This is a genomic window from Actinophytocola sp., assembly GCF_036378875.1.
In the GTDB taxonomy this organism is placed as follows: Bacteria; Actinomycetota; Actinomycetes; order Mycobacteriales; family Pseudonocardiaceae; genus Actinophytocola.
In genome coordinates this window covers 11,436-30,531 of the sequence record NZ_DASUVO010000084.1, presented here as the reverse complement: position 1 = coordinate 30,531, position 19,096 = coordinate 11,436, and the positions used below count along the sequence as shown (strand labels likewise).

16 protein-coding genes are annotated in these 19,096 nt (G+C 70.7%); 8 read left to right on the top strand and 8 right to left on the bottom strand.

Annotated features, from left to right (window positions below; translation table 11 throughout):
• Positions 1-232 (top strand): hypothetical protein (locus VF106_RS24425; protein ID WP_330842147.1); only part of this gene is annotated, 232 nt, incomplete at its 5' end.
• Positions 229-1,257, top strand: a complete 1,029-nt coding sequence (speB, locus tag VF106_RS24420) for an agmatinase (protein WP_330842146.1) — start codon at positions 229-231, stop codon at positions 1,255-1,257. The genes VF106_RS24425 and speB, both read left to right, overlap by 4 nt.
• 79 nt (positions 1,258-1,336) lie before the next feature.
• Here the strand turns inward: speB and VF106_RS24415 are convergent, their stop codons facing one another.
• Positions 1,337-2,092 carry an SDR family NAD(P)-dependent oxidoreductase gene (locus VF106_RS24415; RefSeq protein ID WP_330842145.1) on the bottom strand — a complete coding sequence of 252 codons (756 nt, stop codon included), beginning with the start codon at positions 2,090-2,092 and terminating at the stop codon, positions 1,337-1,339.
• 217 nt (positions 2,093-2,309) lie between these two features.
• Positions 2,310-5,141 carry an alpha-L-rhamnosidase-related protein gene (locus VF106_RS24410; RefSeq protein ID WP_330842144.1) on the bottom strand — a complete coding sequence of 944 codons (2,832 nt, stop codon included), beginning with the start codon at positions 5,139-5,141 and terminating at the stop codon, positions 2,310-2,312.
• Positions 5,142-5,453: 312 nt separating this feature from the next.
• On the opposite strand from VF106_RS24410, the gene VF106_RS24405 reads away from it, so the two are divergent.
• The 5 genes from VF106_RS24405 (at position 5,454) to VF106_RS24385 (ending at position 10,837) form a co-directional block, all read left to right on the top strand.
• Positions 5,454-5,975, top strand: coding sequence for a SigE family RNA polymerase sigma factor (locus VF106_RS24405; RefSeq protein WP_330842143.1), 522 nt, complete (start codon positions 5,454-5,456; stop codon positions 5,973-5,975).
• Entirely contained in the window at positions 5,968-6,759 is a 792-nt protein-coding gene (locus VF106_RS24400; protein ID WP_330842142.1) for a hypothetical protein, read from the top strand. The genes VF106_RS24405 and VF106_RS24400 overlap by 8 nt, the downstream gene beginning before the upstream one ends.
• A gap of 102 nt (positions 6,760-6,861) precedes the next feature.
• Complete coding sequence (locus tag VF106_RS24395; RefSeq protein ID WP_330842141.1) at positions 6,862-8,553, top strand: pectate lyase family protein; 1,692 nt, start codon at positions 6,862-6,864, stop codon at positions 8,551-8,553.
• A gap of 66 nt (positions 8,554-8,619) precedes the next feature.
• Positions 8,620-9,225 carry an acyl-CoA-like ligand-binding transcription factor gene (locus VF106_RS24390; protein ID WP_330842140.1) on the top strand — a complete coding sequence of 202 codons (606 nt, stop codon included), beginning with the start codon at positions 8,620-8,622 and terminating at the stop codon, positions 9,223-9,225.
• Between the two features lie 67 nt (positions 9,226-9,292).
• Positions 9,293-10,837, top strand: a complete 1,545-nt coding sequence (locus tag VF106_RS24385) for an FAD-dependent monooxygenase (RefSeq protein ID WP_330842139.1) — start codon at positions 9,293-9,295, stop codon at positions 10,835-10,837.
• On the opposite strand, the gene VF106_RS24380 is transcribed toward VF106_RS24385, so the two are convergent.
• Positions 10,803-11,849 carry a barstar family protein gene (locus VF106_RS24380; RefSeq protein WP_330842138.1) on the bottom strand — a complete coding sequence of 349 codons (1,047 nt, stop codon included), beginning with the start codon at positions 11,847-11,849 and terminating at the stop codon, positions 10,803-10,805. The two genes, VF106_RS24385 and VF106_RS24380, sit on opposite strands and share 35 nt — an antisense overlap.
• Before the next feature lie 371 nt (positions 11,850-12,220).
• Here VF106_RS24380 and VF106_RS24375 point away from each other — a divergent pair, with 371 nt between their 5' ends.
• Entirely contained in the window at positions 12,221-12,928 is a 708-nt protein-coding gene (locus VF106_RS24375; RefSeq protein WP_330842137.1) for a tetratricopeptide repeat protein, read from the top strand.
• 41 nt (positions 12,929-12,969) lie between these two features.
• Here the strand turns inward: VF106_RS24375 and VF106_RS24370 are convergent, their stop codons facing one another.
• From VF106_RS24370 to VF106_RS24350, 5 genes are read right to left on the bottom strand one after another with little or no spacing between them, the layout of a single operon-like run.
• Positions 12,970-13,434, bottom strand: coding sequence for a hypothetical protein (locus tag VF106_RS24370; RefSeq protein ID WP_330842136.1), 465 nt, complete (start codon positions 13,432-13,434; stop codon positions 12,970-12,972).
• Between the two features lie 48 nt (positions 13,435-13,482).
• Complete coding sequence (locus VF106_RS24365; protein ID WP_330842135.1) at positions 13,483-14,685, bottom strand: CHAT domain-containing protein; 1,203 nt, start codon at positions 14,683-14,685, stop codon at positions 13,483-13,485.
• Positions 14,679-16,778: a hypothetical protein gene (locus tag VF106_RS24360; protein WP_330842134.1), complete on the bottom strand. Its 2,100-nt coding sequence runs from the start codon at positions 16,776-16,778 to the stop codon at positions 14,679-14,681. Before VF106_RS24360 ends, VF106_RS24365 begins: the two co-directional genes overlap by 7 nt.
• Entirely contained in the window at positions 16,775-17,770 is a 996-nt protein-coding gene (locus VF106_RS24355) for a hypothetical protein (RefSeq protein WP_330842133.1), read from the bottom strand. Before VF106_RS24355 ends, VF106_RS24360 begins: the two co-directional genes overlap by 4 nt.
• A complete protein-coding gene (locus VF106_RS24350) occupies positions 17,767-19,002 on the bottom strand; it encodes a hypothetical protein (protein WP_330842132.1) in 1,236 nt (411 codons plus the stop codon). The genes VF106_RS24355 and VF106_RS24350 overlap by 4 nt, the downstream gene beginning before the upstream one ends.
• Positions 19,003-19,096 lie beyond the last annotated feature (94 nt).

Below are 19,096 nucleotides of genomic sequence, written 5' to 3'. Positions count from 1 at the left end.
GCTGTTCTTCGTCTTGGGCAAAACCTTGTGGGACAGCGCTTCCCCGGATTATGGCAGCGGCGCCAGCATTGGCGGTATCGGGCTGGTACTTATCTTGGGCCTCGGGCTGATTCTGGTCGGTTTGGTCTTCATGTTCATCATGCGGGCGCGACAACCGGAGTTCTTCCGTGGCGAGACCATCATCCACGAGTCGGCGCACGCCATGCGCCCGCACGAGCATCTGGTGCAATGACTCGCTATGGCGCACAGTTCGGTCCTGACTTCACCTTCCTCGGCGTGCCGATGTGCGACCTCGACGACCCGGCGTCGTACGCCGACGCGCAGGTCGTGATCCTCGGCGCACCCTTCGACGGCGGGACCTCCGCCCGCTCGGGCGCGAGGTTCGGCCCGATGGCGATCCGGATGCGCGACTACCTCGGCCATGACGGATCCCGGCCCAGTCTCGCGTTGCGCACCGACGGTCTGGTCGACCTGAACGTCGTCGACGGCGGCGACGTCGAGATGTACTCCGGCGATATCGAGACCGCGCTACCCGCACTCGAAGCTGTCGTCGAGCGGGTGACCCGCTCGGGTGCGATCCCGGTGGTGCTCGGCGGCGATCACTCGATCGCGTTCCCGGACGCGAAGGGAGTCGCGAACGTCCTCGGCCACGGCCGGGTGTCGATGCTGCACTTCGACGCGCACGCCGACACCGGCAACATCGAGTTCGGCTCGCTGTGGGGCCACGGCCAGCCGATGCGCCGGCTGATCGAGTCCGGCGCGCTGCGCGGAGATCGTTTCCTGCAGATCGGGCTGCGCGGCTACTGGCCACCGCCGGAGACGCTGGACTGGATGGCGACACAGCGGATGCGCTCGTACGAGATGACCGAGATCGTGCACCGGGGGCTGGCCGACTGTCTCACGGAGGCGTTCGCCATCGCCACCGACGAGTGCGAGGGTGTCTTCCTGTCTGTCGACATCGACGTCTGCGACCCCGCCCACGCGCCGGGCACCGGCACACCGGAACCCGGCGGCCTCTCCGCCCGCCAACTGCTCGACGCGGTGCGCAGGATCTGTCTGGAACTGCCGGTGGTCGGCGTGGACGTGGTGGAGGTGAGCCCGCCGTACGACCACGCCGACATCACCGCCGCGTTGGCCAACCGCGTGGTGCTGGAGGCACTGTCCGCGATCGCCCGCCGCGGACGCGACACCCGCGACGGCACACAGTGGGATCCGTCGCGGCCGTTGTTGGCCGACCGCCCGAACGACGATGTGTAGTCGGCGGTGGAGTTGCGCCGAGCCACCCCACGGCGGCGAGGGAGGTGACCGCCTCAGCGAAATAGTCCTTTGCGGAGTCTCAGAAGACGGTGTAGCCGCCGTCGACGACGAGGACCGAGCCCGTGACGAAGCTCGCGGCGTCGCTGGCGAGGAACACCACGCTGGGCGCGATCTCCTCGGGCAGTGCGTACCGCTGTTGGGGTGCGTCCTCGATCCAGTACCGGCGTAGCTCGGGCCGGTCGACCGGGGCCATCTCGGTCTTGACGTAGCCGGGGGCGACGGCGTTGACGCGGATACCCATCGGTGCCCACTCCGCGGCGAGGGACTTCGTCAGGTGGTGAACGGCTGCCTTCGAGGCGTTGTAGGCGGGCTGCCACTGTGGACGGTTCACGATCAGGCCGGACATCGACCCGATGTTGACGATCGACCCGCCACCCGCCATGTTCCGGCCGGCGGCCAGGCTGCACTTCCACAACGCCCGCACGTTGAGGTCGAAGACCGCGGACCATTCCGCGTCGGTGACGTGCCAGGACTCGTTGTGGAAGCACGTTCCCGCGTTGTTGACCAGGATGTCCAGGCCGCCAAGCGCCTCGACGACCTGGTCGGTCATCCGGTCCACTTCGCCGTCGTCGGTGATGTCGGCGGTGACCGGCACCAGGTCGATTCCCTGCGCGGCCGCGTCATGGACCGCCGCGTCGTTGTGGTCCGCGTCGCGTCCACAGAAGGCGACCGTGGCTCCGGCCTGCGCCAGCGCCACGGCGAAGGCCTTGCCCAAACCGCGGTTCCCGCCGGTGACCAATGCCTTCTTACCCTGCAACGAAAATCTGTCCAGCACGTTCACGTCACCACCACCATCGTCTTGAGCCCTCCTGGCCACGTCTACAGCATGAACCCCATGATGGGTGACTGGGAGACCGCCGACCTCCTCATCGGCGGCGACACCTTCGTCGGTGTCGACCCCGGCCTGCCCACCGCGGCACAGGACGACGGCATGGTCGTCGTCGACAGAGGCGGCCGGGTCAACAACCCGGCCGCCATAGCGGACCGAGACGCTACGGGGTCAGGTAGCAGGACTTCGAGACCCCGTTCAGCGGGTCGGTGCCGAATGCCGCGGTCGTGCACGGCGTCCCGCCGGTGAACGTCCGGTAGACGAACGCGCCTCGTGCGCCGTAGGCGACCGTGCGCTGTCCGGCGAACCCGCACGTGCCGCCCTCACCGGCGCACGAGGTGGAGTAGCCGGGTGGGGCGCCATCCTTGGTGTAGCAGGCTTTGGCCTCGCCGGGGATCGGGTCTCCGCCGAACGAGGCGTTCGTACACCCGATGTTTCCGGCGGCGGTGGTGTACCGGAACGCGCCGTACGCCCCGTAGGCGACAGGCAGACCGTTGACAGCCGGGCACGAGCCGCCTTCGCCCGCGCACTGGCTCCAGCCGCCGGCGGGCGGTCCGGCCGTCGCGACGTAACAGGATTTCACGACGTTGCCGATCGGATCGCCGAACACGGAATTCGTGCACGGTGTGCTGGCGCTGAACACCCGGTACATGAAGGCGCCGTTCGCGCCGTAGGCGACGGTGCGGCCGTATCCCGTGAAGGAGCAGGTACCGCTCTCGGCCGCGCACTCCGTGTACCCGGCCGGGCCACCAAGCGGTGCCACGTAACAGGACTTGAGCAGGTTCGCCGCCGGGTCGAGGCCGAACGCCTCGTTCGTGCAGGCGGTCGACGAGGTCGCCGTCCTGAACGTGTGGTTTCCGGCGCCATAGGCCACATTCCGCGTGCCGGTGAAGACGCATTGACCGTTCTCGTTGGCGCAGTGCGTGAAACCGGCCGGGATGGGGAGTGGGGGAGGATTGGGGTTGCCCAGTCCGGTGGCTGTCACGTCGTACGTGCCCGGAGTGACGCCGGTGAGGTACACGTAGTTGCCGTCCTGAGAGGCGCCGTCGATCCCCGGGCGCGGGGTGAAGGTGTTGTTGCTCCACACGACGCCACCGTTGACCGACACCGAAACGTTGGTGCCGCCGAGTTTGGGCACGCCGATCCGGCCCGTCGTGCCGGCGGGACTGGTGAGCCGGGCGGTGTAGGTGCCCGCGCCAGGATTGCGGGACCACGCGGCGTTCAGCTGCCCCTGCGGCAGCGTGATACGGCCCTCGGCGCTGGTCAGGTCGCCGGGGTGTGGAACGAACCGGTATTGCCCCACCTGGGTTTCCGGTGCCGTGCCGAGTACGTGGAAGGTCAGCGCCGAGGTCGGGCCGCTCGACCAGCCGTGTGCCAGGCTCATGAACGACCCGCCGTAGGCGAGGCCGCCGTCGGCGTTGATGCCCTCCCAGAAGGTGCTTTTCGTGCCGATCGGACTGTCCAGCATGTAGCCCCAGGTGCGGCGGATCTGTGCGAGCGCGGTGAAGTCGTCGCCAGCGGTGAAGTGCGCGTGCACCTCCATGCCGCCGGTGAACGGGTGCACACCGCCGCCCCACTCAGGAGTTGACGCGCCGAAGGCATTCCACCGGCCGCTGAGCTTCTGCACGATGCTGGTGGCCTTCGACGGTGAGTCGGTCAGGCCGTACCAGACGGCGAGCGAGTTGCCGTCCTGCGGATAGAGGTTGCTGGTGGGGTTGTCGCGGTACATGCCGGCGCCCGCGTCCCAGAGGCGTGCGTTCGCGGCGGCTTTCAACGCGGCCGCCCTGTTGGCGTAGCTCGTCGCCAACCCGTTGTCTCCCTTGACGGTCGCGAGGTGGGCGCCGCCGGTCAGCGCGGCGTAGAGCAACGCGTTGGCCTGGATGTTCTCCCCGCCCTGGCCGGCACGCGCCCAGTCCTGCGTCCTGGTCACGTTGAGCAGGTTGTTGCCGTCGATCTTGGCCGTGATGAACTGCATCCCGCGGGTGTAGTTGGACCACACCGAGTCGAGCCAGGCCCGGTCGGCGGAGTACGTGTAGTACAAGGATGTTCCGAGCAGGGTCCACGTGTGGTACGTGTCCGATCCCGTGAGGTTGAACACCGGCCCGGACCACGGGATCTCCCCGTTCGCGGCCTGCGCGCCGTACATGGTGGACAGCGCGTTGCGGGTCGATTCCAGCTCGTTCATCGACGCGTAGGCGGTCGGGACCGCGATGCCGAGGTCGCCGGGCCAGACGGTCCGGTCCCGCTTCGCGCCGTCGACCAGCACGGAGTTGCCCACCCCGACCACGGCACTGTTGTCCCATTCGGACTGTGGTGGCGGCCAGGCTCTGCCCTGGTTGCTCGCGATGATGTTGGTCTGCACGGTGTAGGCGCCGGCATACCAGATCCGGTTGAGCAGGTTGTCGCTGGAGTAGAAGTAGTTCGCGTAGGCGGCGGGGTTCGTCTTGCCCGGCGCGGGCGTGAAGTTGAGTGACACGCCGGTGAGATCCACCCAACCGGCCGTGTTCATGAAGATCGTCAGATAACGGAACCCGCCGCGCAGCCTCGCCGTGGGCATCACGTACGTGCCGTTCGTCGTGGCGTTGCCGTAGATCGCGCCATCGGCGTTGCCACCGCTGCTCGCGTCGCTCGCGCGTCCGATGTGGAGGGACGACTCGGTGAACGCGAGCCCGACCCGCTGCGCGTCACTGGTGGCGCCGAACGAGAGGGTGACGATCCCGCCGACCTCCTTGCCGAAGTCCAGTGTGATCGACGAGTTGGTCCCGGAGAGCCGGGTCGGCTGCCCGGACAGGACGTTCTGGGGGTTGGTCACCGATCCGGCCGTGCTGTGGACGGCGACCGGCCGCACCGTCCGGGAGGTCGGCGACAGGTTCAGCGCCTCGATCGCACCGGGCGGCGCCGCCACGGCGGCCAGGGCGGCAGGCAACGGTGGGGGACCGGTCTGGGCTTGTGTCGGCGGCGGCGTTGCCAAACCCGCCAGGAGTAAGGCACTCACCAGGCTGACTGTGCGCATCGACTACCTCCGAGATGCGGGCTGTAACGTTTCAATTCGAGGGTGAGAAACGACCGATCCAGTCAGACCAGGGTGAGAAGAGCAGCCCTCAACACGAGACCTCCCGATGCAGGGTGGGCGGTCCGACAGACGGTGAGAGCGCTCTCATGAGCAGGTTAAGGTTCTTTCGTTGTGACGTCAACGCTTCGGGGAACAGGGCGGCTGGGTCGTCGGCGCGATGGTTGCGTGGGTGGGGTGGGGCTTCTATCGTCATCACGCCCATGTGGACAGTCGCCGGGATGGAAGGTCGTGCCGTTGCGTGACGCCGCCTTCCACGCGTTCTTCGAGCAGCACTATGCCGGGCTGTCCCGACTGGCCTTTCTGATGACCGGCGAGACGTCCGTCGCCGACGATCTGGCCGCCGACGCCCTCACCGAGGTATGGCAGCACTGGGACCGGGTCGCCGCGGCTGGAGATCCCGCCGCGTACGCCCGGGGGATCGTGGCGAACCTGACCCGCAACTGGATCCGCCGGCAGGGCCGCGCTCGCCGGCGCCTGCGGTTGCTCGGTGTTCTCGGCGGTGATCCTGATCGCGTGCAGCCGGATGTGCCGGCTGTGCTGGAGGTGCGTCGCGCGCTGCTTGTGTTGCCGCATCGGCGACGAGCGTGCGTGGTGTTGCGTTACGCGTTTGATCTGTCCGAACAGGACGTCGCGACGATCCTCGACATCTCGGTCGGTGCGGTGAAGAGCCAGACGTCCCGGGGCGCCCATCAGCTGGCCGAGCTGCTCGGCGACCGTCAGATCATCGAGCGGGTCGGGGGGTGGCGCGGTGAATGAGCATGGGCGGCCGCCGGAGAGCTTTCTGCGCACCGAGCTGCGCCGGTTGGCTGGCGAGCACGAGCCCGACCGGGCGGCGATGCTGAACCGGATCGCGGCCAACCGCGCGTCCCGGGCACGGGTCCGAGGGCAGACGGTGCGCCTGGCCGCGGCCGCGGTGGCCGTGACCACGGTGCTCGGACTCGGTTGGGTGGTGACCCGAGGCCTGGCCGACGACGACACGCCGGCCGTCGCACCGCCGGCGAGCATGCCGAACACCACCGGCCTGACCGGTCCCAGCCCGTCCGCATCCACCTTCCTGCCGGGCATTCCGGCGCCGTCGTCGACCCTGACGTCGGTGCCGCCGTCCTCGTCGGCACCGACGTCGTCCGAGGTGCGCGGCCATCCGGGTGACACCAAGGTGGAGAAGGGCAGCCTTTGGTCGGAGGGCTCGACCGACGGCGGTACCAGCACCGTGACCCTCAAGGCCCAGGCCGACCTCACCACGCTCGACCTGACGATCCGGTTGGTACTGACACCCGGCCTCGCCGAGCAGGGCTCCACCCACGACGTCACGACCGGCGTGATCACCGCGTCGGTGGAGCGCCGGTCCGACGCGCTGCTCTACCACTTCACGCTGCGCCAGAGCGCCACGCTGCCCGCCGGGACCTACATGTTCACCGCCAGGTACAGCCATGACGGCGCGAGCCGCGACGTCGGCGAGGACACCTACGAGGCGTTCGGCGATGACGCGGACCACAGGCGGGTCCACGTCTACGGCAACTTTCTCGGCCAGCCGCGGTAAGCCCCGCAGTCCGGCGTGACGAGCGCCACACGCCCGGCGAGCAACCTTTCCGCCCCGCCCCGACCACTGAGGGGCGTCAACCGTCGGAGCGGAAGGAACACCATGACACGCGCCAAAGGGGCGACAGGGTCGAGAAACCGAACGCGGAAGGTCCTCCTCGCGGCGATCACGGCCGCGGCGTTGGTCGGGATCGGCAGCGTGGTGGCGGTGTCCTTCGCGGACGGGGGCCATGCCTCGGCCACCGGGTTCACCGACAACTTCGAGGACGGCGACACCGCCGGCTGGACCAAGTCGGGCGGCACCTGGTCGGTGGTCAGCGACGAGTCCAAGATGCTCAAGCAGGCCAAGACCGGCGCGACCATCGCCCGGCAGTTCGCCGGCTTGTCCGAGTGGTCCGACTACACCATGCGGGCCAAGGTCAAGCCGTTGTCCATGGCAGCGAACGGCTATGCCGCGATCGTGGCCCGGTCGACCAGCCTCACCAGCTTCTACCGCCTCGCTCTCACCGGCACGAACAAGGTCCGGTTGGAGCTGGTGAAGTCCGGCACCGCGACCACCCTGGGCGAGGCCACGCTGACGGTCAGCCCCGCCACCGCGTACACGCTCGGTCTGACCGTCACCGGGAACAAGCTTTCCGGCTCCGTCAACGGTGCCACCGTCCTCTCCGGCACCGCCGGCGCGTTCGCCAAGGGCAGGGCCGGCGTGCAGACCTACGACGCCACCGCCGAGTTCGACGACGTGGTGGTGACCGTGGGCGCGACCACGTCGGCGCCCTCCACCTCGTCGACGACCGCCAGCCCCACCACGTCCGCGAGCCCGACCACGTCGGCGACGCCCACCTCGTCCGCCAGCCCCACGACGTCGGCTGGCCCCGTCACGTCGACGAGCCAGAGCGGCGGCGCGAGCGGTTCCGGCTTCGAGTCCAGCCCGGTCGGCTTCGGCGCGGGCACGACGGGCGGTGCCGGTGGCACGACCGTCGTGATCACCTCACTGAGCCAACTGATCACGGAGGCGGCGTCGGACGGTCCGAAGATCCTCCAGCTCTCGACCGTCCTCAAAGGATCCGGCAGCGACCAGGTGGTGGTCTCCTCGAACAAGACCATCGTGGGCGTCACCGCGAACGCCGGCCTGACCGGCGCGGGCATCCACATCAAGAAGGCCAGCAACGTCATCATCCGCAACCTGAAGATCTCGTTCGCGGTCGCCCCGGTCGATCTGATCTCCGCGCAGTACTCCGAACGCATCTGGATCGACCACAACGAGTTGTTCAACGACACCAGCCACGGCAAGGACTTCTACGACGGCATGCTCGACCTGACCCATGCCGCCGACCTCGTCACGGTGTCCTGGAACTACCTGCACGACCACTTCAAGGGCGCGCTGCTCGGGCACAGCGACAGCAACGGCGCCGAGGACACCGGCCACCTTCGGGTCAGCTACAGCCACAACTGGTTCAACAACGTGGGCTCCCGGTTGCCGCGCGTCCGGTTCGGCACCGTGCATCTCTACAACAACCTGTTCACCAACGCGGAAACCAGCGGCATCCACTGCCTGATGGACGCCCAGTGCCTGGTGCAGAACAACGTGTTCGTCAACGTCAAGCTGCCGGTGTGGACCACGGAGGACTCCGACCGGGACGGCTTCGCGGTCGCCACCGGCAACGACTACGGCGGTCAGCAGCCGGTCATCACCCAGGAGGGCAGCTTCACCAAGCCCCCGTACCCGATCAGCCTCGACCAGACCGCCACGGTCCCCGCTCTGGTCAAGGCAGGCGTCGGCACCGGCAAGATCTAAGCAGCTGGGGGAATTTGCGTGGCCCGAAAGATTGCGGGCCACGCAAAATTCTGTCACTCTGGGGTCATGGCCGAGGACGGCTTGCGGGAGCGCAAGAAGAGGGAGACCCGGATCGCCCTGAGCTGGGCGGCGATTCGGCTGTTCGTCGAGCGTGGGTTCGAGAACGTGCGCGTCGAGGACATCGCCGCTGAGGTCGGGGTCTCGCCGCGCACGTTCAACAACTACTTCTCCAGCAAGGCGGCCGCCGTCGTCGAGCGGCACGTCGACCGGGCCCGGCTCATCGCGGACGAACTCCGTGCCAGGCCTGCCGACGAACCGTTGTGGGAGGCCATCACCGCCGCGGTGCTCACCCGGTTCGCCATGGGCGCCGAGATCACCGGTGGTGACCAGAAGTGGCTCGAGGGCGTGCGGTTGCTGGTCGCCGAGCCGGCGCTGCAGCTGGAGTTCATGCGTGTGAACGTGATCGCGGAGGCTGAGCTGGCCGAGGCGATCGCCGAACGCACCGGGACCGACGTGCGGCGCGACCTGTACCCGAAACTCGTTGCCAGCATGGCGATGGCCGCGACCGAGACGGCGTCGGCGCACTGGCAACAGCTCGACTCACCCACTGATATAGGGACGTTGCTCGCCGACGCCCTCCGCCAGGTCGCCGCCGGCCTGCCGACGCCCTGACCTTCTGTTTCTCACCCGACCGGCGGTCGGGTTGTTCAGCCTGCCTTCTCACCGGAGGAGAACTGCCATGTTCGATGTCGTCATCGCGGGTGCCGGGCCCAACGGCCTCATGCTCGCCTGTGAACTCAGCCTCGCCGGCGTGCGGCCGCTTGTCGTGGAACGGCTGACCGATCCGTCGACCGAACAACGCGCGAACGGGATCGTCGGGCAGGTCGTGCGGATGCTCGACCGGCGCGGGCTGTTCGCGCGGCTCGCCGACGACCCGCCTGCGCCGGTGCCGGTTTTCCCGTTCGGGGGCATGCCGTTGCCGCTGCACGTGTTGGCGGACAACCCGATGTACATCCTGCCGGTGCCGCAGGCGCGCCTCGAGGCGATGCTCGCCGAACGTGCCGAGGAGTTGGGCGTCGAGGTGCGGCGCGGTGTCGAGGTGACCGGTCTGGACCAGGACGACGACGGTGTGACCGTCGAGGTCGGCGCGGAGCGGATGCGGACGCGGTACCTGGTCGGCGCGGACGGCGGTCGCAGCACGGTCCGCAGGCTCGCCGGCATCGACTTTCCCGGTGTCACCATGGACAACTCGGTGTCGCGGATGGGCTTCGCGCGGATGCCGAACGAGCTGGTGGATCCCGCGAGCGGCGGGGTGAACGTGCCCGGGTACGGCATCGTCCCGCCGTTCATCCACCACCGCACCGAGCGCGGGATGTTCGTGTTCGCGCCGTTCTCGCCGGAGCGGACGTTGATCTCGACCGTGGAGTGGGACCAGCCGGACGACGTGCCGATGTCCGCGGAGGAGCTGCGGGCGAGTGTGCGACGGGTGCTGGGCGTCCCCGTCGCGTACGAGGACGGAGACCCGACCCGCCTGCGCCGGGTAACCGGCGGCAACACGCGGCTGGCCGACCGGTACCGCGCCGGCCGGGTGCTGCTGGTCGGCGACGCGGCCCACGTGCACTCCGCGATCGGCGGGCCGGGGCTCAACCTCGGGCTGCAGGACGCGATCAACCTGGGGTGGAAGCTCGCCGCCACGGTCCGCGGGTCTGCGCCGGAGGGGTTGCTGGACACCTACGAGTCCGAGCGGCGGCCGGTGGCGTCCCGGGTCACCATGCACACGCAGGCGCAGGTCGCGTTGATCTCACCGGGCACCGAGGTGACCGCGCTGCGCACGCTGTTCGGCGAGCTGCTGTCGGACGCCGCGACGGTCGGCAGGATCGCCGAGCTGATGTCGGGCGGCGACATCCGGTACGACGTCGGCGCGCCGGGACCGCTCGCCGGTGCGTGGGCGCCGGACCTGACGCTGTCGACGGCCGACGGCGACGTGCGACTCGCGGACCTGACCACGGACGCCACGCCACTGCTGCTCGACCTGACCGGCGCCTTCGCCGACTTCACCCATGATGGCGTGAAGGTGGTGCGCGCCAAGGCGGACAGCCCGTTCGCCGGAATCCTCCTGCGGCCGGACTGCTACGTGGCATGGGCATCGACGGAGGCCGATGTCGAGGGCCTGCGCGAGGCGTGCTCGCGGTGGTTCGGCGCAACACGGCTTGCCGGGAATGTGCCCGATGATGCCCACCAACCGGGGCTCAGCGCAGATCGATCTCGATGCCGTGCTCGGTGAGCATGTCCAGGAGGTACTCCAAGGTAACCGCTGGTTTCAACCGACGCCGGTCGTGGCCGGGAACGAGGTGCTCGCGGGCGACGGCCGAGTCGTGCCAGACCAGTCGGAACGGCGCCTGCGCACCGAAATCTCCGTCGAGGCATTCGTCGAAGGCGTCGAGGTTCCAGCCGAAGTATCCGCCCGGGCCGTTGATCGCCTCGCCGATCGCGCAGTAGAACCCTTCGATGTCGGTCACGAACCGGCCGTCGAGGTCGTAGATGGTGCCGGCTGGCCGGTCCGGCGCACCGGACCGGTGGCCGAGCGCCACCCCGGCCCAGTGGTGGCGTAGCTCCCGGTCGTAGCCGGCCCACAAGTTCTTCTGGGCCGGCCGTCCCGGCCGCCAATGCTCCAGGATGTCGAGGATTCCCGTGGGAAGTGGTTCCCCCAGTTCGCTGTCGATGGGCACGTCGAGGAGTCCGGCACCGAGCCGCGATTGCTCGCCCGCGTCGACCGTTCCCGACACGACGGCGCCGATCACCTCGCCGACCGAACCATCGGCAGCGACCGCGTAGACCTCGGCGCGGATCCGGCGGCGACGCAGGCCAGGTTTGGTCGACTGCCCATCCACAGCGAGCGCGGTCAGCAACGCGGTTTCCGGCTGGCATCCGAGCAGCCGGATCCGCGGCACCAGCGGTGCGGCCTGCTCGCGGAACACGCCCGTGACGTCCCGGCAGGTGCCGTAGGGCGTCTCGTCCCGGCCCTGGAGGACGAACTTGTCGACGTCGCTGGGACGTGTCACCGCATCCGTGCGGTGATCGACGTGGACGAACCCGTCGAGGTCGATGTCCACGGTGTCCGGCATCGTGATGTTCGGCCGTCGCGCGCGCACGACGACGTCGCCCAGGTCCTCGCCCCACCAGGACGGCGACGTGCCCGGCGGTGGAGGAGGTGCCAGCACGGAGATGTCACCCAGCAAGGCTCGTTCGGTGCCGAGTGCCTCGGCGGGCAGCCGGTCGAGAAGGGCGGCGAGCACGCCGTCCGGGTACAGCCGACAAGCGTGAACCGCTCCCGCGGCCGGGGTGGGAGGTCGACGAACAGTCCATCGATCTCCGCGCACAGCGCCACCGGGACGTTGTCGTAGGAGCCCTCGAAGCCGACGTCGCCGAACAGCAGCCAGCGCGGGGCGACCGGATGCTCCCACCTCCACCGCCGCTGCTCCGGCGGAAGGTCGTCCTCAGGACCGGCGCTCGTCGTCACTTCACGACCGTACGGTCCGAGTACCCGGATCGTGAACGCACCCGTATCCGCCAGGACCGCTCTGACGGGCGGAAGATACCGAGGGGGACGATGAACAACGTCGCGGACGGAACAGAGGACGGCAGTTGGGTTTCGAGGACAAGGTGCGTGCCACCTTCCGCCGTGGTGACAGCGCCGGTGTGCTGCGGATGGCGCGGGCTGAGGTCGACCCGGGCTCGGGCGGCCGGCGAGCCCGGCGGTGAGGTCGAAGGGCTCTACGCCATGGCGCGGGTGGCCGCCCGCGACGGCGACCTGCCCCGTGCGGAGCGGTTGGCGGGGGAGGCGCTGGAGGTCGCGGTGCGTTCCGGCGACAAACGGCTCGAGGAGCGGCCGCGGCACGTGCTCGCCGCGGTGACCCGGATGGCCGGCGACCATGTGCGGGCCCGGGAGCTCTATCTCGCGAGCATCGCGCTCAACGAGGAGCTGGGGCAGCCGGAGATGGTGACTTCCGAGTACCACAACCTGGCGTTCACCGAGCTGCACCTCGGCAACCTCGACCGTGCCCGGGAGCTGTTCGTGGCAGGCCGCGAGCGGGTGTTCCGGGAGGGCTACCGCTCGTTCGTGCCGTACCTGGGGGTGGCCGCCGCGGCGCTGGCGTCGGCCGAGGGCGATCACCTGCTTGCCGCGCGGATGGTCGGGTTCACCGACAGCGCGTATGCCGCGATCGGCCAGGTGCCCGACCCGGACGACGCGGAGGAACTGTCGACCGCCCGCGCCGCCGCCGCCGCGTTGGGCGATGCCCGCTTCACCTCCGCGTACGCGGAAGGCGCTGCGCTCCAGGACACCGAGGTGTTCGGCCTCACCTGGGGGACGTGAAGCTGTCGGCGCGGTCCGGTTCGAACTCCGCGAGGAAGACGCTAGAACAGGGGAGTGAAGATGCACTCGAACCCAGCCTTCATCCCGGTCCGGTGGGTGGCGGCCATCCAGTATTCGCCGGGACGCACGACGCCGCCCATGTACGAGTTGATCTCTGAGCCGGAGTTCGCGTAGCCGACGCTGGTGGTGGGCGGGCTCTGCGGGCCGACCAGCAGTCGCATGCGCGCCGTTCGCCCGCCGACGAAGTACACCGCCACGTACCCGTAGGTCTTGGCGCGGTAGACGGTGTCCAGTGCCGCCTCGAAACGCGGCTCACCAACTCCCGCCGGTTCCGTCAGCTCCCGCAGGGACCGCAGCGCACCCTCCGCTCGCGTGGTCATCTCGATCAGCCTCGCGTGCCGGTCCTCGTCGTCGAGCAGCGTGCCCAACCGGGCGGACAGGCGCTCGACCCTGCCCTCCAGCTCCTGGACGCGGGCATACAGCGCGTCATCCCTCGATCCGAACACGTCCTCACTCCCTTCACGTCGTCGAGGACGTTAGGGGCGCTCGACGTCCTACCGGTCCCAACTTCTGGCCGGTGCCCAGGTGGTGGTGAAGGCCGCCCACACGAGCGGGGAGCAGGTGAGGTCGCCAGTCTCCTCCCACCGCGTGGCCGCGGCGCGTTGCCAGTCGTTCAGGGCGGTCACCGGGTCAGCGGCGCGGTGGGCCGCGTCCACCGCCAGCACGGTCGGGCCCAGGACCGGGACCGGCGGGAAGCCGGGGACCAACCGCTGGAGCCCCTCGTCGGTCGCCAGCGTCCACCTCGTCGCCGTCACGTGCTCCGCTCCGCCATGGACCATGGCGGTCACCAGGCCGGACGGCTCGGCGAAGCGGACGTCGCCGCCGCTCTCGCACGCCACCAGTGCCACGCGGCTGGGGATCCGCCACGGGTGCACGGGGCCGGGGCGGTGCCCCAGCACGATGTCCGCCGCGGTGAGCGGGCGGTGCGCGCCCAGCGGTGCCGCCCGACCCGTCGTGTCCGCCGTGCAGGACAGGTGCATCCGCGCGTCGAGGCCGTGGCCGCCGGTGGTCACGTGGCCGACGTACAGGAAGCGAGCGGCGGTGGCCAGAATCTTCTCGAGGTGGTCGCGGTCGATGTCATCGCGGCGCACTCCACCGGGGGTGAGTCCCTCGGCCAGCGCGGCCAGTTCCGGCGTCACCCGGCCGAGCACCGACCCCAGGCCGGACCTGTCGGCGAAGCCCGGCACCTCCGGGTCCAACACACCGACGACCGTCCCGTGTGGATCGAACCGGGAAACCTCGCGGCCCCGGGCACCGCCCACTGTCGCGGGCGGCAGCACGGAGACGTCGCCGTTGTGCACCAGCCGTTGGCCGTCGTGGAACCGCAAAGCCTCCCAGGACACCAGCGCGGTCGACGGGGACGGCTGGATACGCATGTGCAGTGGCATGTCCTGTGACAGCCACGAGTCCAGGTCGAGCGCCAACTTCTTCGGCACCAGCGCCTGGCCCAGCCGCCTCGACAGGGCACGCTCCCGCTCGTGGTCCACCAGCGGTCCGTTGGTCAGCGCACGCCGCAACGCCTGCCCGGCGTCCTCGCCTGGCAACGGTGACGGCACCGCCGACGCCCACTCGTCCAACAGGTCCCGCACCCATTCGCGCGGCAGGATCTGCACCTGGGGCTCGGCCGGCGCGTGCTCCCACCGCCACGACAGGTACAGGTCGCCCGCGTCGACGAACTTGATCTGCACGGTCACCATGAGGGCACCGCCCACGCCGACCGTACGGGGAACCCGTACCGCTCCTCGGCCACGTCGATCCATGCGTCCAATGTGGACGGAACGGCCGGGTCGAGCCGGACCCTGGGCGGCAGCTCGAACCCCGCGACGGGAAAGGCCCGGTCCTCGCCCACGGCGAAACCCGAAGCAGCGTAAGGCAAATGCGGTTCGACGACCGGCGGCTCCGGCAACGACACCAGCTCTCCGCGCTCGACCGGCGTCACTCCCTCCGCGCGCAACGACACCGCGCCCGCGATGTGGTCGATGTACTCCGCGGCCAGCGCCGGGTCCTCGACCGCGCCGATGGCCCAGAGCGCCGTCCGGGTCGCGGGCGCGGAGGCCAGCGCCACCCACCGTTCCCGCAGCGGCCCGTGTGGGAACCGTTGCCGCACCGCCTCCGACGCCAACGCGGCTGGCAGCGCCAGGTCCAGTGCCCGCCCGGCGAACGCGTGGCGCTCGTCGCCGGACGTTGCCGCCGCCCGGCGCACGAGAGCGTCCGCGCGCCACCATGCCATGCCCAGCACCACGTGCCACAACCCGGCCGCCTCGCACAACGTCGACGCCTCGCCGTAGCAGGAGTCGGCGGCGGCGAACTCCCCGCACGCCTCGTACGCCGAGCCCTGGACCTGGTGCACCGCCACCAACTCCAGCGGGGTCGCCGACGGCCCCAACACGGTGCGCGCCCGGTCCAGCAACCGCGACGCCTCTCGGGGCCTGCCGCGCAGGACCGTGACCGCCGCGCGGCCGAGCAGGCTCACCGCGAGCCGGCGCGGATCATCGGTGAGCAGCCGTTCAGCCTCGTCGTACAGGACGTCCGCCCGGTCGCCGTCCGCGGCCAGGTAGGCCAGTCGCGCCAAGCTGAGCGTGGCGGTGGCCTGGCCGTCGACGTCCCCGGCGGCGGCGCACAGGTCGCGCGCCAGGGCCAGGTGCTCGACGGCGCCGGGGAGGTCGCCCGTGCCGCTCGTGATCTCCGCCAGTGTCATGTGGACGGTCGCGGCCAGCGCCGGCGCGGCGGCGTACGCCAGTTCCAACGCGAGCCGCGCCTCCTCGGCCGCTTCGGCGTACCACCCGCCGGTGGCGAGCACGCGGGCACGGGTGGACCGTACGGCCGCATCGAGCTCCGGGACGTCGGGCACCGCGTCGGCCGCCTCGTCCAGGTCGGCCAACGCCTCCGGCAACCGCGCCAGCAGGGTGAGCTGCCCCGCGCGGGACACCAGCGCGTTCACGAGCACCGTGGCCGTGCCGTACGCGTCGCCGACGACCGCCAGCACGGACCGGGCCGCCGCCGCGGCCTCCGTGCTCCACCGCAACGCGTCGTCCCGGTCGGCGGCGACACCGGCCAGGTTGCCCGCGACCGCGGCACGGCACACCGTGGCCTCGACATCGGCCTCCACGTCGTCCACCGCCACCGTCTCGCGGTACGCGGCCTCGAACCTGGCCGCGGCGCCGGCGCGGTCACCCGACGACGCCAGCACCGCGCCTTCGGCGTTCAGCTCGACGAACCGGTGCCACCGCGGTCCGAGGGGCTGCTGGCCGGGGTTCTCGGCGAGCAGCCGGTACGTCGACGCGCGCTGCTCGTCCCCCGCCTCGTCGGCGAGGATCGCCAGGTTGGTGTACAGGTTCGGCAGGAACTCCGGCGCGTGCCGCGCCGCCAGCTCGATGGCGGCGGTGGCGTCCTCCTCGGCCTCCGCGAGCCGGCCCGCCATCATCAGCAGCGCGATGCGAGTGTTGCGCAGCACCACCTGCTGCGGCGGCTCGGCGTCGGCCAGCGCCGCCTCGACGTCCCGCCAGGCCTCGTCCCACCGGCCCAGCCAGGGCAGCAGGTCCGCGCGGGAGGCGGCGACCAGCGCCCGGACCGGCCCCTCCGCCACCGGGATCGCCTCGGTCATCAGGTCGACCGCGCGCTGTCGGTCCCCGGCCAGGTCGACCACGTGCGCCAGGTTCAGCAGGCACTGTGCACGGTCCTCTGTGGACGACACGGCGAGTGCGGCTTCGAGCTTGGCCCGCGCGGCGGACAGGTCGCCTGCCGCGGCCAGCCGCACGCCTTCGTTGTGCAGGTCCTTCCAGGTGCTCACCGCGCGGTCCGCTCGGTGAGCGTTGCTTCTGGCGAGCCGGTCCGGGACCGTGCGTAGGCGATGATCGCGGCGTGGCGCGCCTCGGCGCCGGGGTCCGGTGTGGCCGGTTCGGCGAAGCCGGGTGCGTAGACGGTCAGCGCGCGCCGGTCCGGCGGCAGCAGCAGCACCGTGGGTGGCACCGGCGCCGAACCGGTGAGCCGGCCCAACCCGTCGACGGCGTCCAGCGCCACGTCGACCTCGGCGAACCGGGCCGCCAGCCGAGTTCCCGGTCGTGGCCCCGGCGCGACGGACACCTCGAGAACCGTCGTCCCCTGCCGTCGCACGACGGCCCACTCCGCGGGCGCGGCGGCGTCCACGACACCGGCGGGCACCAGCGTCCAGTCCACAATGGATGAACCGGTGAGCACGGTGGTCCCTGCGAAGCCGCCCCCGCCGGCGGCGAGCGCGTACCCGGACCGGCTCGTCTCCGCTGCCGGGGCGAGCGCTACCCCGTAGTCCTCGGCAAGCGCGCGGACCCGCTCGGCCAGTTCCGGGTGCGCGGTCGTGTCCAACGAGACGACCGACTCCAGCGCCCGCGGCACCGCGTCCGGATCGTCCAGCAGGTGCTCTACAGTGGACAGTACGACGACTCGTTCCGCTTGCAGGACAACGGGATCCAACGCCGGCACGCCGGCCGTGGTCGACGCGGGCCACCACGCCCGCGCCCAGTTCAGCTGCGCCACGGTCCGGCAGGCGTCGCGGACCCGCCGGTCACCGGCCGTCTCCGCGTCCACTTCCTCGGCCGTGCCGAGGATCCCGTCCGCCGCGTCCCCGTAGATCTCCCACAACCACTCGGCCGCCCGTTCCGGGTCGTCCACGCGGGCGGCGGGCACGACGTCGCCGACCAGGACATCCCACGCCAGCACCGCGCCCGCGCCTTCCAGCAGCGCCACGACCTCCGGCCGCTCCGGCCAGTCGCCGACGACGATGCCGGCTGAACGCGACACCCTCATGTCCCGGCCTCCCGCTCCAGTGCCGCCCGCAACCGGTCCCGCTGGTCCAGGATGACCGACCGCAGCACGCCGTCGAGCACATCCCACACCTGCTCGGCGGTCACGGTGTCGTGCCGCAGCTCCCGGCCGTGCACGCGCACCCACAGCCGCCGCACGTACGCCTCCCGCACGCCACGCACGTCCGCGCGGACCGCCGGCGGTGCGGCCGACGGCATCCGCAGCACGCGGTGCACGTACGCCTCGCGCTCCCACCTCGACCGCAACCGGGCAGCGGCGCCGCCCGCCTGCGGTCGTCCGGTGAGGCCGGCGGACGCCTCCCGGCCCAGCGCCATGATCACCCGGCTCACTTCGTCCGCGAGCTGCCACGGCCCCGCAGACCGGGTGATCTCCTGTCGCACCAACGCCGGCACGTCCGCGAGCCCGGCCCGCAGAAAGGTGTTGGTCAGCGGCGCGAACAGGCGTTCCAGGATCGACCGGTCGAACGGCTTTGGCAGGTTCCGCTTCGACGCGCTCTCCCCCAACGCGGGCGGCGCCGGCCGGTCCCGGTCGGTCAGCCCATGCGCCAGCGCAACACCAGGCCGGTCGAGCTCGACCGCACCCGCGGTGCCCGCCGACTTCGCCACCAGCGCCCGGAACAGCGCCCGGTCGGGTGCGGCGGCACAGGAGGCCAGGAACTCCGTCAGTGCCATCGTCGCAGCCGAGGGAACCGGCCGTGGCGCGGCCCACGTCGTCTCGATCAACCGGGTCAGCGCGGCCGCATTGGCCGCGTCGGTCAGGAAGCCGCGAAGCTCCGCGACGGTCGGCCCGTCCTGTCCGTGCACCTCCGCGAGCACCGCCGCGGCCACACTCGCGGCGTCCCGGCCCGGCGCGCCGTGCTCGGTCGCCAGCTCGAAGCAGCGTTGGAAGTAGAGGTCCTGCGGGTTGCCTTCGGTGATCCGCGCCCGGCGGCGCTCCTTCTTCAGCACCACGAACCAGCTCGCGGTCGCGGCCAACACCGGACCCGCGTCGGCGATCCGGGCCCGCATGGCGTCGACGTGCTCGACGGCGACGGCGCCCGCCGCGAACTCCGGGTTGAGCACCGGCCGCAGCACCAGCGGGTCGAGGATCAGCTTCACGGTGCGGGTCAGCGGGCGACCCGCACCGTTGCTCAACGGCGCGACCGCGTCCCCGAGCCCGGCCCACGCCCGCGCGACCACCAGGCCGCGAGGAAGCGTTGCGGTCGCGGTACTCACCCGCCCGAGCGTAGTCGATCGACATCACCGCTGGTGGCGGGCTCGTGAACCCCTGTTCCTGGGACCGGTAGGCGCGGCCCGCGACCGACGCTTT

Excerpts from the sequence above, each read along its gene's own strand:
- speB (WP_330842146.1), top strand. The coding sequence starts at position 229 with ATGACTCGCTATGGCGCACAGTTCGGTCCTGACTTCACCTTCCTCGGC.
- VF106_RS24365 (WP_330842135.1), bottom strand. The coding sequence starts at position 14,685 with ATGGTGACCGTGCAGATCAAGTTCGTCGACGCGGGCGACCTGTACCTG.
- VF106_RS24390 (WP_330842140.1), top strand. The coding sequence starts at position 8,620 with ATGGCCGAGGACGGCTTGCGGGAGCGCAAGAAGAGGGAGACCCGGATC.
- VF106_RS24385 (WP_330842139.1), top strand. The coding sequence starts at position 9,293 with ATGTTCGATGTCGTCATCGCGGGTGCCGGGCCCAACGGCCTCATGCTC.
- VF106_RS24395 (WP_330842141.1), top strand. The coding sequence starts at position 6,862 with ATGACACGCGCCAAAGGGGCGACAGGGTCGAGAAACCGAACGCGGAAG.
- VF106_RS24355 (WP_330842133.1), bottom strand. The coding sequence starts at position 17,770 with ATGAGGGTGTCGCGTTCAGCCGGCATCGTCGTCGGCGACTGGCCGGAG.